We start from the raw sequence: 12,004 nt of genomic DNA on the forward strand, positions 1-12,004 counted from the left end.
CGACAAATGGGGGGTTACGATTTCGCGGCAGATCCAAAGCTCCCAGCTCCAAAAGCCTGCGCGCTCTGGGAACCCCAGATCGATCTCTCGGTGGTCCTGCTGCAAAATGTCCCGGAGGTCCTGGACGACGCGGCCTCACCGACGATCCTGCCCACAGGGACAACCAGACGCGCCCAAGACGGCCTCCACCATCTTCTTGATGCCGGTGAACAACGCCGTCTCCAGATTCTTCAATCAGACCCTGACACCAATCGGCTGGTGGCGATCGTGCCGCTCGATCAGGATGGTTTCGCCCGTCTCGATGCCATCTACAGGTTGCTCGCACAGCTGCACGGCAGAAAGGTGCCTGTCGACAAACGCCTCACCCGCCAAAAGCGACTGCGTGCCAAACGCATGTTGCAGGCTTATGATGGGCGCTCGGCCGGAGCGTCGCAGCGCGAGATAGCCGAAGCGATCTTTCGGCTATCCCGGGTCAGCCGGGACGAGTGGCAGAGCGCACCGGAGCGCTTCGCTGTCATGGCTTTGCTAAGGGGTGGACGAGAGATGGTAGAGGGGGGGTATCGTAGGCTACTTCAGCCAATGCCGCATCGATGATAATCCTCGCTGGTCAACTAATGGAACGCCAATAGGTTTCGACCCATCCTTCGGAGAGTCAGTTTTTTTCTCTAGGCGTCTGTCGCCCGATCGTGTGCCGGTTTTGAAATCCTTGTTCCGGAACCTGATCGTAGATCGAGAACGGGGGGTGGACTTTGTGTTGCCACGTCCGACCGAACTCGATCGCGCAGCAGGCAGGAACGGCTGGAAAGACAGACAAGTTCACATCCATTCCATGCTGATCTTTGATGGCGTCGAAGGACTTGCCGACGAGTTCTCGAAAGCGGGAGAGATCATCCTTGCAGCGAAGCTCAGACGCACCCAGCTTGTTGCTCCGGATTTCCCAGATGGAAACTGGTTCGTCAGGCAGTGCCTGGACGATACGATCATCTGTGATGCCGGCGGTTACGGAGATCTTCAGCGCCACTTTCTTCGGACCGGGGGCCCCAGGGACGCAGGTAAACTCGATAGGTTCACGATCGTTCGGCCAGGCCCAGCCCGGCGTTGGCTCCCTGTGCCTGCCGTAGACTGAAACGGCCGACAAGTCTGAAAGCAGTCGACCAAGCTCCATTAGGACTGGCATGGGCGCGAAACCGAACACCGCGAGATGCTCGAGATCACCGTCCGCGAACCTTCCGTCGATCTCCCGCTCGATCTTCTTGCGAAGTGCATCGATGACGACGGGGTAGTAGTCGGAATCGCTGTCCTTCTGCGCAATGTCGCGGATCTTTATATCGATGGGACGCCGATCCGCCGGGGTGAACTCGGGCCTCATTGCCTCGATACAGTCCCGGAGCGGAACGGCTGTCTCGTTGTCGCCGATCGCCGCAGCAATCCGAAGGATATGTGCGGGCGTTGCATTCGGGTTCTCGAGGAGCCGCTCGATCCGCTCTTCGTTGGCACGCTTCATCTCCTGCAAGACGTCCACGGTGTAGCGGTCGATCTTGGAGGGATCGTCGATCTCGCGGTGGTGCGGATCGCACATCAGCATCAGGTTGTCAGGATCGTCCGCGAGTTGGTGCGACAGGACCGGGTGGCCACGTTCGCCGCCCGGGTCAGAGGCGATGATATGAGCTAGGTAGGCATGGTTCTTAGCCAGATCGCCCGTCACGAGGTCCCCGTCGAGGCGTTTACCACAGCCGTGATACTGGCATCGGCCGGCAGCGCGGCCCCAGACGAGAATTCTTGTCTTTTGCGACGGACTACGCCCTCGTGCCATCTGGAGCCTCCTGTCTCTGCCTGAGGATTTCGCCCACAGATATCGGGCCCGGCGCGTTCGAGCCGCGCCAGACGCCGTCGAGATGCCAGATTTCATAGAAATGGAGCCACTCGGACGCCCATGGGACGATCCGGTCGGCGATGAGCATCGTGCTGTCCCATTCCCCGGCATCGGGATCGAACAAGCAGAGCGCCGAGTCTTCCGGAGTCTGATGATCGTAGTTCAGGTGCGGCAGATCGATGAAGTCGGTTCCGGGCCGGGGCTCGATTGGCGGGTCAAGGACATGGACCAGGGGAACTGCTTTCGGGTTCTGCCATTCCCAGATGACGGCGACCTCATATTTCATCTGGAAGCCCCGGAGAGGACCGATCCACGCGATGGCCCGAGCTTCTTCCAGCATGCGCGGTCGTAGGTCAGGCCAGCGATGCCGCATGCGGTTGAGCTGGACATGAGCGGAGCGCGGCTTCCTGGGCTTCGTCTTCATTTTCCGCGGAAACCGGGATGGAAGTGATGCGCAGGCGCCTTCGAGACCTTGGCCGTCTGTTTCGGCGCGGGCGAGATGAGACCGGGATTTGCCACGAAACCCTTGTTGTGCTCGTAATGTGCGGCGCCGGCGGTCGAGGAAAGGCCGTCGATGTAGGCCCGAACCGCCTTCTCGCTGACCCGCTCGCCGAACAGGTCGTCGAAGATCTTGCGCGTGTCCGCCAGGGTAGAGGACCGGGCGCGAGCCAGTTCCGCTACAAGATGGCGTAGATCCATCCGGAAGAGTTTCATCTCTCGATCGTGCTTCGGCCACCGGTCGTTGAAATTTTCTTCCCACAGTGCGGGGTTGCGCTCTTCCGGGCGGCGGCCGGTATCCAGCGCGACGGCCATGCGCCTGTCGAGTTCTGCGGCGTAGCTCTCGAGCTGCGCGCAGATCCCGAAAGGGGATAGCGGGACCTCGGCGGCAATCTTGGAAAGATAAACAGAAACCGGACGCTTCTCGTCCCGGTTGGCGTAGCGTAGGTTGAGATATCGCTTCATGAGCTTGAGGGCGATGACCTGCGGCGCATCCCGGATCGGATCGATCGGCTCGGGGAGCGCGTCGATGTCCGCCTCGGCCATGATGGTGCCCGGGACCAGGCGATCCTTCATCTGCAGTTTGGAGCGGACGTCACGCACATGATCCTGGAAGCTCTGGCTCGGCATCGTGATGCGCGCCCTGAATTCCTGACCAAAGCCGTAGGGGTTCACGCGAAACCGCTCGTCACGCCCTTGATCTGGGCTGTGATAGATCTCACCGACACGCTCGTCCCGAGGATCACGGTCCGGATCCATCGGCGTGACGTCCAGGTGCATGAAGGCGAACTGGAGCTGGATGCAGCGTGTGCATCGCTCGATCTTCTTCACGTCGGGAAAGCCTTCGAAGGCGGCGTGGAGCTCGTCGAGCACTTGCCTCGGCGTCCATCCGACCGGGGTGCGGAATTCCAGGATGGCATCCAAGTCGAACCTGTCGTCGTCAACGCCATGAACGATGGTCGCGCCAATGGCGCGGGACCCCTGAGGATAGACGAGGGCGGTCTCCATGTATCGGCGGATCGGACTGGTCGGCCGCTGGAGATGCTCGGGGATCAGGTTGTATCGTTTCGATGCGACTTGGTGGTCGCGCGGGCTCAGTTCCATCTCGAGAACGGTTTCGAGCAGCAGGGCATCGAGTTGCGGTGCGGTATCGTCGAGCGGCATCGAAAAGGCCTCCTCCGTTGTGGTGCCCTTCCGATTGCCTCCCTTCAACCTTCCGCGCTAACCGGCACAATATATGCCGTAAGGCGACTCCTTTCAATACTACTGCGTGTATTTTGTTCTTGTTTTGCCCCAAGAGCTCATGAAGGGATCCGTTCGTCCCTATGAACTGGTTCCCGTGCGTTACGAACTTTTTCCCGTACGTCCGACAAAGCAGCCATTTCGACGCTGAGAGCTGGCAGCGAGTATTCGGCTTACGCTGGCATTAGGTGTGCGATTTCCGCACCCCCATCTTCGCACTCCATCCCACCCGTCGCACTTCGCCATCGTGGCCCCAATCAGCCGCCTATGTCCGGCGGCCTCACGGACCCCACGGAGGTTTTCTATGCGATCAGATCACGCTCCCCTGCCACCGCGCTATCTGCGGACCAAGGAGGCCGCGCAGTTCCTCAGCCTATCCGCGCGCACCCTCGAAAAGCACCGCACCTATGGCACCGGTCCGGCCTATCACAAGCTTGGTGGGCGGGTCGTCTATTCGATTGAGGATCTCGAAGCCTGGGTCCAGCGCGGTGCCGTGACCTCGACGTCCGATCCGCGCGGAGGCCGCGTGCTGCCTGCCAAACGCCATGTGCTGACCGCGACCCCGCCTGCGGGCCGGGCCTTCCGCTGATCCGGTCGAGGCATCTCCCATGTCCCGCAGCGCATCAGAACGCGGCCAACTTGATCTGTTCCAAGCCCTCCCGGGCGAGTTCGCCGTGCGGGACGCGCAGGATCTCATGTCCTATCCGTTCTTTTCCCTTTCAAAAAGCCATCGCACCCGGCCCATCGAATTTGCAGCGGGCGGTGTCGAAATCCGTGTCGAGGCCGTCGCGGATCACGGCATGGCCACGATCTGGGATGCCGATATCCTGATCTGGGCCGCAAGCCAGATCGTTGAGGCCCGAGACTCCGGGCTGCGCACGTCACGGCTCATGGCGGCAACGCCGTACCAGATCCTCACGTTCATTGGGCGTGGAACCTCGGCGCGGGATTATCGCCGGTTGAAGGCCGCGCTGGACCGGTTGCAGTCGACAACGGTTTGCACATCGATCCGCCAGCCCGTCAAAGGGCGTCGACACCGGTTCTCTTGGATCAACGAGTGGGCGGAGCGCACCGATGCAACCGGTCGCCCCGACGGGATCGAGCTCATCGTGCCGGACTGGTTCTACCGGGCGGTCCTCGATGACGCGCTGATCCTGACCATCGACCGGGCTTATTTCGACCTGACGGGCGGCCTCGATCGCTGGCTATACCGGTTCGTGCGCAAGCATGGCGGCCGCCAAAGGGCAGGGTGGCGGTTCGAGTTCAAGCATCTCCATGTCAAATCCGGCAGCCTCTCGCCCTTCAAGCGGTTTGCCTTCGATCTGCGGGACATCATCCTTCGCCAGCCCCTGCCGGGCTATCGCCTCGCGCTCGAGATCGAGGCGCGAGGGCGGTGTCTGCTCGCCTTCGAGCCCTGTGGACAACCTGTGAATGGGCTCGTGCTATCGGGAACCCCCGATATCGTGCCATCAGGAACCGGACCCTCGTGCTATCGGGAACCTGAACCGGGCGCATCCTCTTCAAATGCCGGCAGAATTCGGGGCCGTAACTTAGAGTCTAACTCAGAATCTAACTCTTGTTGCGCTGCTCCCGCTGGGGACAAACTCGCACTCGTACGAGCTCGATCCCTAGAAACGGACCCTCGGAATGACAGGCCCGAGCGACCTATCGGCACGTCGAGGAGGACGACGACATGAGCTCGATCCGCTCCGAACCGCACCAGGTTGGCACACAGAGTACTCGTAGCGAAGGTGACCTGACCTTCGTTGAGTTGACCTGGAAAGAGGGACAGATCGAACAGTGGGTCCGGTTCGGTCATCCGGTCTGCGAGGAGCGCATTGATTATCACCGGCTCCGCTTCGGCTTCGCACCAGGCGCCGTCTTCGGGGTCAATCGCTGGGCTGCCAACGCCTATGGCACGGTTCTCTCGCGCTTCGACATCTTGCAGGCTGCGATGCCTGGAACTCCCCTTCAAACGCTGCCCTATCTGCGGCCTGGAGGGACTTTGCTGCTCTCCACCCACTGCTGGCCCAAGGTCGAACGCGTGTTGCAGGCGATCGACGCTATCGAGGCGCTCGGCATCGACCCGGCGGATGCGTCACCGGACCACTGGCGACACCTCCACAATCGCCTGGCCACAGCGCAACCGGCCCATCCCTATACGCGCCTGCAGCACCAGGCCTGGCTCAAGAGGCGGAGCCTCGGGTTATGATCTCGCGGTGGGAAATCATCGGGGCGACAGCGCTGTCGGTTAGCCTGATCGTCCTGCCCGCTATTGCCACCTGGTCGCCGCGCGTTCTGTGGAATGTCAGCGCGAGCGTTCCCGTCGGGCTCTATCGGCTGCACCCTGTCGAGCGGCCGGCCATCGGGGATCTGGTGGCCGTTGCACCACCCCCGGCGCTTTCGGATTTACTTGCTTCCCGCGGATATCTGCCCCGCGGCGTACCGCTGCTCAAGCATGTCGTGGCGCTCGAAGGAGCGTTGGTCTGCCGCTCGGGCGACAGGATCACCGTCGACGACCGCCCTCTTGGCGACGCCCATGCGCAGGACCGCGTCGGCCGCGCGTTGCCCATCTGGCAGGGCTGTCATCGGCTCGGCGCTGGCGAAGTCTTCCTCATGAACCCGGATGCGCCAGACAGCCTGGACGGGCGGTATTTCGGGCCTCTGCCGCGAACCGCGATCACCGCACGGCTGACACCACTTTGGACCGTCGACGACGCCATCACCGCAGAGTCGGCACATCCGGGTCCCACACCACACCAAAACAGAAAGGAGGCACGCCATGCCTCAGATCGGTGAATTCACCCGCACGAAATCCGGCTTTGCCGGCTACGTCCGAACACTGACGCTCGACCTCGAGGTTTCGCTGACCAGGGCCGAGGCGACCGAGGCCGAGAACGGCCCGGACTACCGCCTCTTCCATGGCGATGGAAACCTCGCCCGTGAAATCGGGGCGGCTTGGGCGCGCACCGGGGAGAAGGCCGGCGAGTATTTCTCGGTGCTGATCGATGACCCGATGCTCGCGCAGCCGATCCGCGCAAATCTCTTCCGCAACGGCGAAAGCTCGGTCTGGTCGTTGCAATGGAGCCGTCCGCCGAAGCGCGATGGGACAGCGTGAACGATGGCGCTGATCTTCCGCAAACGCAGCAGCCGGATCACGGTTGCGCGACCCCGCATCGCCCGACTCTGCGCTGTCTTCCTTCTTTCCGGCATTGCCGTGACGGGGCCATTCAGCGGTCCGGCTCTCGCCGAAGAACCCAACGACCTACGTGATCCGATCCGCGATCCTCGTGCGACGGCCATTGCCGAAGCCTCTGTGCGCTTCGCGATCCCGGAGCACTGGATCCGTGCCGTGATGCAGGCCGAAAGCGCGGGCGATCCGCGTGCGGTCAGCCATGCCGGGGCCATGGGGCTGATGCAGGTCATGCCCGGAACATGGACCGTCTTGCGGCAGGACCACGGTCTCAGCGCTGATCCTTTCGATCCGCGCGACAACATCATCGCGGGCACGGCCTATCTGCGCGCCATGCTCGATCGCTATGGCACCGTCGGTGGCATGCTTGCCGCTTACAATGCGGGGCCGGGCCGGTATGATGCATACCTTTCGGAGGGCCGTCGTCTTCCAGCCGAAACCCGCGCCTATGTCGCGATGCTGGCTCCGCGCCTGGACGGCACGGCACCGCTCTCGACACCCACAGTCGTCGCCGATTGGCGCAAGGCTACGCTCTTCGCCGACAGATCTGCGGAGCATCCGCAGCGAAATGGCGACAATCCGGATGCTGGGCGAACGTCGCTTGAAGCGGGCTCAGCCGCCCCAGAGCCCGGCATTTTCGTTGCCCGGCCCGGCGCGGAGGCACGGCCATGACCGTGATCGCGGTTTCTCGGGCTCTGGAGGGCCGTGTCGGAAAGGCGGCGGAAGGGCGTGCTCGGACAACGGGCGGGAAGGAAAAAGGGCGAGATAAAAGCGCCTGCCACGAATGCCGCAAGTCCCTGACGGGACTGGCGTTTTCGTGTGCATGGCTTTCGGTCGTGTGCAGGTCGCGAGATTTTTACCTGCGATTTCAATACTCCGGCATGCACAGATGCGTTTCAGGCCTCGGATGGGGCTGCGAATGACCGAGACCGAGCGCGACTTCCGGATCCGACCGGGCAAACCCCGCAGCACCCGAACGCCGCGTTCCAAAGGCTTCGTGGACCAAGTCCTTCGCGCGGCTCAGAAGGCCGGGCATACCGGGCCGTCGCGCAGTCCGGGTCGTCCAGGGCGCTCGACCTTCGGGCGCGGCCATGGCCGGTTCGGGCGCAGCCGACTGTTCTCGCCCGCGCGTCGCGTTGTCGTCAAAGCCCGCATTGCCCGCCACAAGGGCCGGGCCTATCGCGCGGCCCCGCTCTCGACCCATCTCGCCTATCTGCGTCGCGAGGGGGTCAGCCGGGACGGCGGGAGGGGGCTGCTCTTCGATGCCGAGACAGACGGGCTCGACGGATCCGACTTCGCGACACGATGCGAGGAGGACCGGCACCATTTCCGTTTCATCATTTCGCCCGAGGATGCCGCAGAGATGGAGGACCTGCGCAGCTTCACCCGCGACCTTGCGCGCCGGATGGAGGCCGATCTCGGCACGCGGCTGGACTGGGTCGCCGTTGATCACTGGAACACCGATAACCCCCATGTGCATCTGATCGTCCGAGGCGTGGATGATCGTGGCGGCGATCTCGTGATCGCCCGCGACTACATCAGCAGCGGGCTGCGGTCCCGTGCCCAGGACCTGGTCGCGCTCGAGCTCGGCCCAAAGCCGGAGCATGAAATCCGGCACGCGCTCGAACGGGAAGTCACGGCAGAACGCTGGACGCGCCTCGACCGGGAGCTGCGCTATCAGGCCGACGATCTCGGTCTGCTCGACCTGCGCCCCTCAGCACCCGGACCCACGGACCCACAAATCCGCCGGTTGATGATCGGCCGACTTCAGCATCTTCGGAAACTCGGCCTCGCCTCGGAAGGTCGCCCCGGCGAATGGATGCTGGGGCTCGAGGCGGAACAGACGCTCCGTGATCTGGGCGAGCGCGGCGACATCATCAAGACGATGCACCGCGCTTTCGCCGAGCGCGGGCAGGACCGCGGCTTCTCGGACTTCGCGATCGACGCGGACGGGGCAGGGGACCCGATCATCGGGCGGCTGGTCGAGAACGGATTGCATGACGAGCAGTCCGGCACCGCCTATGCCGTGATCGACGGCACGGACGGACGCGCGCATCATGTCCGGTTTCGGAGCCTCGACGCCTTCGACCACGCGCCTGCGCCCGGGGGCATCGTTGAGGTCCGCCGCTTCGGGAGGGCGGGCGATCCGCGGCCAACGCTTGTCCTGGCCAACCGGTCCGATCTCGACCTGCAAGGTCAGATCACCGCCCCCGGCGCGACCTGGCTCGATCACCGGTTGGTCGAACGTTCCCGCATGCCGCTTGCCATGGGCGGGTTCGGGGCGGAGGTCCGGGACGCGCTCCATGCCAGGGCCGAGCATCTGGTGGACGAAGGGCTGGCCCAAAAGCAGGGACAGCGGATCATCCTGCAGCGCAATCTCCTCGCGACCCTGCGGCAGCGCGAACTCGATGCTGTCGGCCAGGCGCTCGTGACCGAGACCGGCCTGCCACATCGCCCGGCGAACTCCGGTGAGCGTGTGTCCGGCACCTACACCCGGCGACTCCGTCTGTCCTCCGGCCGCTACGCGATGATCGAGGGCGTCGGCCCTGATGGCGGGCGCCGTTTCCAGCTCGTCCCCTGGTCCCGCGAAATCGAGCCCCGCCTTGGCCAGCACATCGCTGGCATCGCGCGCAGCGGCGGCGGCATCGACTGGAGCCTCGGGCGCAAGCGTGGGCTCGGCATCTGAAGAAAGGACCCTGCCATGACCGCCACGAAAATCCTCTGGGGCCAGATCCTCGCCGTCTTCCTGATCGTGCTCACCACGACATGGGGAGCGACGCAATGGGTGGCCTGGAAGCTGGGGTTTCAGGCGCAGCTGGGCAGCCCGTGGTTCGAGGCTTTCGGCATGCCCATCTATCCGCCGCCCGCCTTCTTCTGGTGGTGGTATTTCTACGACGCCTATGCGCGCACGGTCTTCTGGGAGGGCGGCGCGATCGCGGCCTCGGGCGGCTTCATCTCCATCGCCGTGGCCATCACCATGTCCGTGATCCGGGCGCGCGAGGCCGCCGATGTCGATACCTATGGTTCGGCCCGTTGGGCGAACCGGTCCGAGGTTGAAGCAGCCGGGCTGCTCGGCTCCGACGGCGTTGTGCTCGGTAAGCTGGATCAGGATTACCTGCGCCATGACGGGCCAGAGCATGTACTCTGTTTTGCGCCGACCAGGTCAGGCAAGGGTGTGGGCCTTGTGGTCCCGTCGCTGCTAACCTGGCCGGGCTCCGCCATCGTCCATGACATCAAGGGCGAGAACTGGGACCTCACTGCCGGGTTCCGTGCGCGCCATGGAAGGGTGCTGCGCTTCGATCCGACCAGCATGTCGTCGTCTGCCTATAACCCCTTGCTCGAGGTGCGACGCGGCGAATGGGAGGTGCGTGACGTCCAGAACGTGGCCGACGTGCTGGTCGATCCAGAAGGCTCGCTGGAAAAACGCAACCATTGGGAAAAGACCTCGCACTCGTTGCTGGTCGGCGCGATCTTGCACGTGCTCTATGCCGAACGAGACAAGACCCTCGCCGGCGTTGCCGCTTTCCTGTCCGATCCGCGCCGTCCGATCGAGCAGACCCTCGAAGCGATGATGGCGGCGCGTCATCTGGGAGAGGCGGGCCCGCATCCGGTCATCGCCTCCACGGCCCGGGAACTGTTGAACAAGTCCGACAACGAACGCTCGGGCGTTCTGTCGACGGCCATGTCCTTCCTTGGCCTCTACCGCGACCCCGTCGTCGCCCATGTGACCCGGCGCTGTGACTGGCGGATCGACGATCTCATCGGCGCGGACCAGCCGACGACCCTCTACCTGGTCGTGCCGCCCTCGGACATCTCGCGCACCAAGCCGCTGATACGGCTGGTGCTGAACCAGATCGGCCGCCGCTTGACCGAAGACTTGAAAGACACGCGCCGCCGCCATCGTGTCCTGATGATGCTCGACGAGTTCCCCGCACTCGGGCGGCTCGACTTTTTCGAAAGCGCACTGGCCTTCATGGCGGGCTACGGGATCAAGAGCTTTCTGATCGCGCAATCGCTAAACCAGATCGAGAAGGCCTATGGTCAGAACAACGCCATCCTCGACAATTGCCATGTCCGGGTGAGCTTCGCTACGAATGATGAACGCACCGCCAAGCGCGTATCCGATGCACTTGGCACCGCGACCGAGATGAAGGCAATGCGCAACTACGCCGGTCATCGGCTGGCGCCCTGGCTGGGTCACCTCATGGTCTCCCGCTCCGAGACTGCGCGTCAGCTGCTCACGCCGGGCGAGATCATGCAGCTGCCGCCCGACGACGAAATCGTCATGCTCGCAGGCTCCCCGCCGATCCGCGCGAAGAAGGCGCGGTATTTCGAGGACAGGCGGTTTGTGGATCGCGTGGTTGCGCCGCCAGAACCGAAGCAAGGCACGGCGATGATGCAGGATGATCCATGGTCATCTCTCCCGACCATGGAAGCCGATACACCGACGGCCGCGTCGGCGCCGTCGACAAATGCAGATGAGGCGAACGCTGGTCTGCGCCGGGAGCCGGACTTGGCTGAGCATGTGGCCGTAGCCCCGGAAAAGACCGCAGAACCGGCGCGTGAGTTCGAGATGATGCTCGACGACGAACCGGAGGAGGCCGCACGGCAACGGCAGGCCCTACGGAAGCAGATGAGGCAGGTGGCCCGGCAGGCCTCTATGGACCGAAATGACGGCGTGGATCTCTGAGGACTGACCCATGCGCGACCGTCTCAACCTGTCCCTACCAGCCGAACTCATCGGGCGGATCAACGATATCGCCGACCGGAAACGCGTGACCCGTTCCGCCATCGTCGAGGCGGCGGTCGAATCCTTCCTCTCGCCTGATCATGCCGACATGCAGGAGGCCGCGCTAACGCGCCGCCTCGACCGCCTCTCACGGCAGGTCGCCCGTCTCGAACGCGATCAGCGGATCACAACCGAGACCCTCGCGCTCTTCGTCCGCTTCTGGCTGACCATCACCCCGCCTATTGCGCCGGAGCAGCAAGCCGCGGCGCAGGCCAAAGGGCGCGAGCGGTTCGATGGGTTCGTCGAGACGCTGGGCAAACGGGTGCAGAAGGGCCGGTGGTTTGCGGATGACGTGGTGGGGGATACAGAAAACGAAACGTAACAGGACTTCCGCGAAGATCGGTGAGAGCGGCTACGCAGCGCGAGCATCGCCCTAGTGGGGGCTTTTGGGCAGGGTCCGGTCTAAAGG

At 63.6% G+C, this 12,004-nt stretch carries 13 protein-coding genes; 10 read left to right on the plus strand and 3 right to left on the minus strand.

Annotated features, from left to right (window positions below):
* The first annotated feature begins 6 nt into the window (after nucleotides 1–6).
* On the plus strand, nucleotides 7–594 hold the full coding sequence (locus PVW51_RS13725) for a DUF2285 domain-containing protein (protein WP_443288118.1): 588 nt from the start codon (nucleotides 7–9) through the stop codon (nucleotides 592–594).
* Nucleotides 595–652: 58 nt separating this feature from the next.
* Here PVW51_RS13725 and PVW51_RS13730 read toward each other — a convergent pair whose 3' ends face one another.
* The 3 genes from PVW51_RS13730 to PVW51_RS13740 form a co-directional block, all read right to left on the minus strand.
* Nucleotides 653–1,705 carry an SAVED domain-containing protein gene (locus PVW51_RS13730; RefSeq protein WP_274575600.1) on the minus strand — a complete coding sequence of 351 codons (1,053 nt, stop codon included), beginning with the start codon at nucleotides 1,703–1,705 and terminating at the stop codon, nucleotides 653–655.
* A 91-nt stretch (nucleotides 1,706–1,796) separates the two neighbouring features.
* Complete coding sequence (locus tag PVW51_RS13735) at nucleotides 1,797–2,213, minus strand: hypothetical protein (protein WP_274575601.1); 417 nt, start codon at nucleotides 2,211–2,213, stop codon at nucleotides 1,797–1,799.
* Between the two features lie 80 nt (nucleotides 2,214–2,293).
* Nucleotides 2,294–3,535: a nucleotidyltransferase domain-containing protein gene (locus PVW51_RS13740; protein ID WP_274575602.1), complete on the minus strand. Its 1,242-nt coding sequence runs from the start codon at nucleotides 3,533–3,535 to the stop codon at nucleotides 2,294–2,296.
* A 382-nt stretch (nucleotides 3,536–3,917) separates the two neighbouring features.
* Here PVW51_RS13740 and PVW51_RS13745 point away from each other — a divergent pair, with 382 nt between their 5' ends.
* From PVW51_RS13745 to PVW51_RS13785, 9 genes are all read left to right on the plus strand, one after another.
* Nucleotides 3,918–4,202: a helix-turn-helix transcriptional regulator gene (locus tag PVW51_RS13745; RefSeq protein ID WP_274575603.1), complete on the plus strand. Its 285-nt coding sequence runs from the start codon at nucleotides 3,918–3,920 to the stop codon at nucleotides 4,200–4,202.
* Nucleotides 4,203–4,221: 19 nt separating this feature from the next.
* Nucleotides 4,222–5,310 carry a replication initiator protein A gene (locus PVW51_RS13750; protein WP_274575604.1) on the plus strand — a complete coding sequence of 363 codons (1,089 nt, stop codon included), beginning with the start codon at nucleotides 4,222–4,224 and terminating at the stop codon, nucleotides 5,308–5,310.
* The gene (locus PVW51_RS13755) at nucleotides 5,307–5,825 is read left to right on the plus strand and encodes a DUF2840 domain-containing protein (RefSeq protein ID WP_274575605.1); all 519 of its coding nucleotides are present in this window, start codon (nucleotides 5,307–5,309) and stop codon (nucleotides 5,823–5,825) included. Before PVW51_RS13750 ends, PVW51_RS13755 begins: the two co-directional genes overlap by 4 nt.
* Nucleotides 5,822–6,412 carry a S26 family signal peptidase gene (locus tag PVW51_RS13760; protein ID WP_274575606.1) on the plus strand — a complete coding sequence of 197 codons (591 nt, stop codon included), beginning with the start codon at nucleotides 5,822–5,824 and terminating at the stop codon, nucleotides 6,410–6,412. The genes PVW51_RS13755 and PVW51_RS13760 overlap by 4 nt, the downstream gene beginning before the upstream one ends.
* Nucleotides 6,396–6,731 (plus strand): DUF736 domain-containing protein, encoded by a 336-nt coding sequence (locus tag PVW51_RS13765; RefSeq protein ID WP_274575607.1) that lies wholly within the window; start codon nucleotides 6,396–6,398, stop codon nucleotides 6,729–6,731. The genes PVW51_RS13760 and PVW51_RS13765 overlap by 17 nt, the downstream gene beginning before the upstream one ends.
* Before the next feature lie 3 nt (nucleotides 6,732–6,734).
* Entirely contained in the window at nucleotides 6,735–7,478 is a 744-nt protein-coding gene (locus PVW51_RS13770) for a lytic transglycosylase domain-containing protein (protein WP_274575608.1), read from the plus strand.
* Between the two features lie 247 nt (nucleotides 7,479–7,725).
* The gene (locus PVW51_RS13775) at nucleotides 7,726–9,492 is read left to right on the plus strand and encodes a relaxase/mobilization nuclease domain-containing protein (protein ID WP_274575609.1); all 1,767 of its coding nucleotides are present in this window, start codon (nucleotides 7,726–7,728) and stop codon (nucleotides 9,490–9,492) included.
* Nucleotides 9,493–9,507: 15 nt separating this feature from the next.
* Nucleotides 9,508–11,496 (plus strand): conjugal transfer protein TraG, encoded by a 1,989-nt coding sequence (locus PVW51_RS13780; protein WP_274575611.1) that lies wholly within the window; start codon nucleotides 9,508–9,510, stop codon nucleotides 11,494–11,496.
* Between the two features lie 10 nt (nucleotides 11,497–11,506).
* Entirely contained in the window at nucleotides 11,507–11,917 is a 411-nt protein-coding gene (locus PVW51_RS13785; protein WP_274575614.1) for a ribbon-helix-helix protein, CopG family, read from the plus strand.
* The last annotated feature ends 87 nt before the right edge of the window (nucleotides 11,918–12,004 follow it).

It is taken from the genome of Sulfitobacter sp. PR48, from assembly GCF_028807335.1.
Lineage (GTDB): Bacteria > Pseudomonadota > Alphaproteobacteria > Rhodobacterales > Rhodobacteraceae > Sulfitobacter.

Excerpts from the sequence above, each read along its gene's own strand:
- PVW51_RS13780 (WP_274575611.1), top strand. The coding sequence starts at position 9,508 with ATGACCGCCACGAAAATCCTCTGGGGCCAGATCCTCGCCGTCTTCCTG.
- PVW51_RS13735 (WP_274575601.1), bottom strand. The coding sequence starts at position 2,213 with ATGCTGGAAGAAGCTCGGGCCATCGCGTGGATCGGTCCTCTCCGGGGC.
- PVW51_RS13760 (WP_274575606.1), top strand. The coding sequence starts at position 5,822 with ATGATCTCGCGGTGGGAAATCATCGGGGCGACAGCGCTGTCGGTTAGC.
- PVW51_RS13775 (WP_274575609.1), top strand. The coding sequence starts at position 7,726 with ATGACCGAGACCGAGCGCGACTTCCGGATCCGACCGGGCAAACCCCGC.
- PVW51_RS13765 (WP_274575607.1), top strand. The coding sequence starts at position 6,396 with ATGCCTCAGATCGGTGAATTCACCCGCACGAAATCCGGCTTTGCCGGC.
- PVW51_RS13785 (WP_274575614.1), top strand. The coding sequence starts at position 11,507 with ATGCGCGACCGTCTCAACCTGTCCCTACCAGCCGAACTCATCGGGCGG.
- PVW51_RS13750 (WP_274575604.1), top strand. The coding sequence starts at position 4,222 with ATGTCCCGCAGCGCATCAGAACGCGGCCAACTTGATCTGTTCCAAGCC.
- PVW51_RS13740 (WP_274575602.1), bottom strand. The coding sequence starts at position 3,535 with ATGCCGCTCGACGATACCGCACCGCAACTCGATGCCCTGCTGCTCGAA.
- PVW51_RS13770 (WP_274575608.1), top strand. The coding sequence starts at position 6,735 with ATGGCGCTGATCTTCCGCAAACGCAGCAGCCGGATCACGGTTGCGCGA.
- PVW51_RS13725 (WP_443288118.1), top strand. The coding sequence starts at position 7 with ATGGGGGGTTACGATTTCGCGGCAGATCCAAAGCTCCCAGCTCCAAAA.
- PVW51_RS13755 (WP_274575605.1), top strand. The coding sequence starts at position 5,307 with ATGAGCTCGATCCGCTCCGAACCGCACCAGGTTGGCACACAGAGTACT.
- PVW51_RS13745 (WP_274575603.1), top strand. The coding sequence starts at position 3,918 with ATGCGATCAGATCACGCTCCCCTGCCACCGCGCTATCTGCGGACCAAG.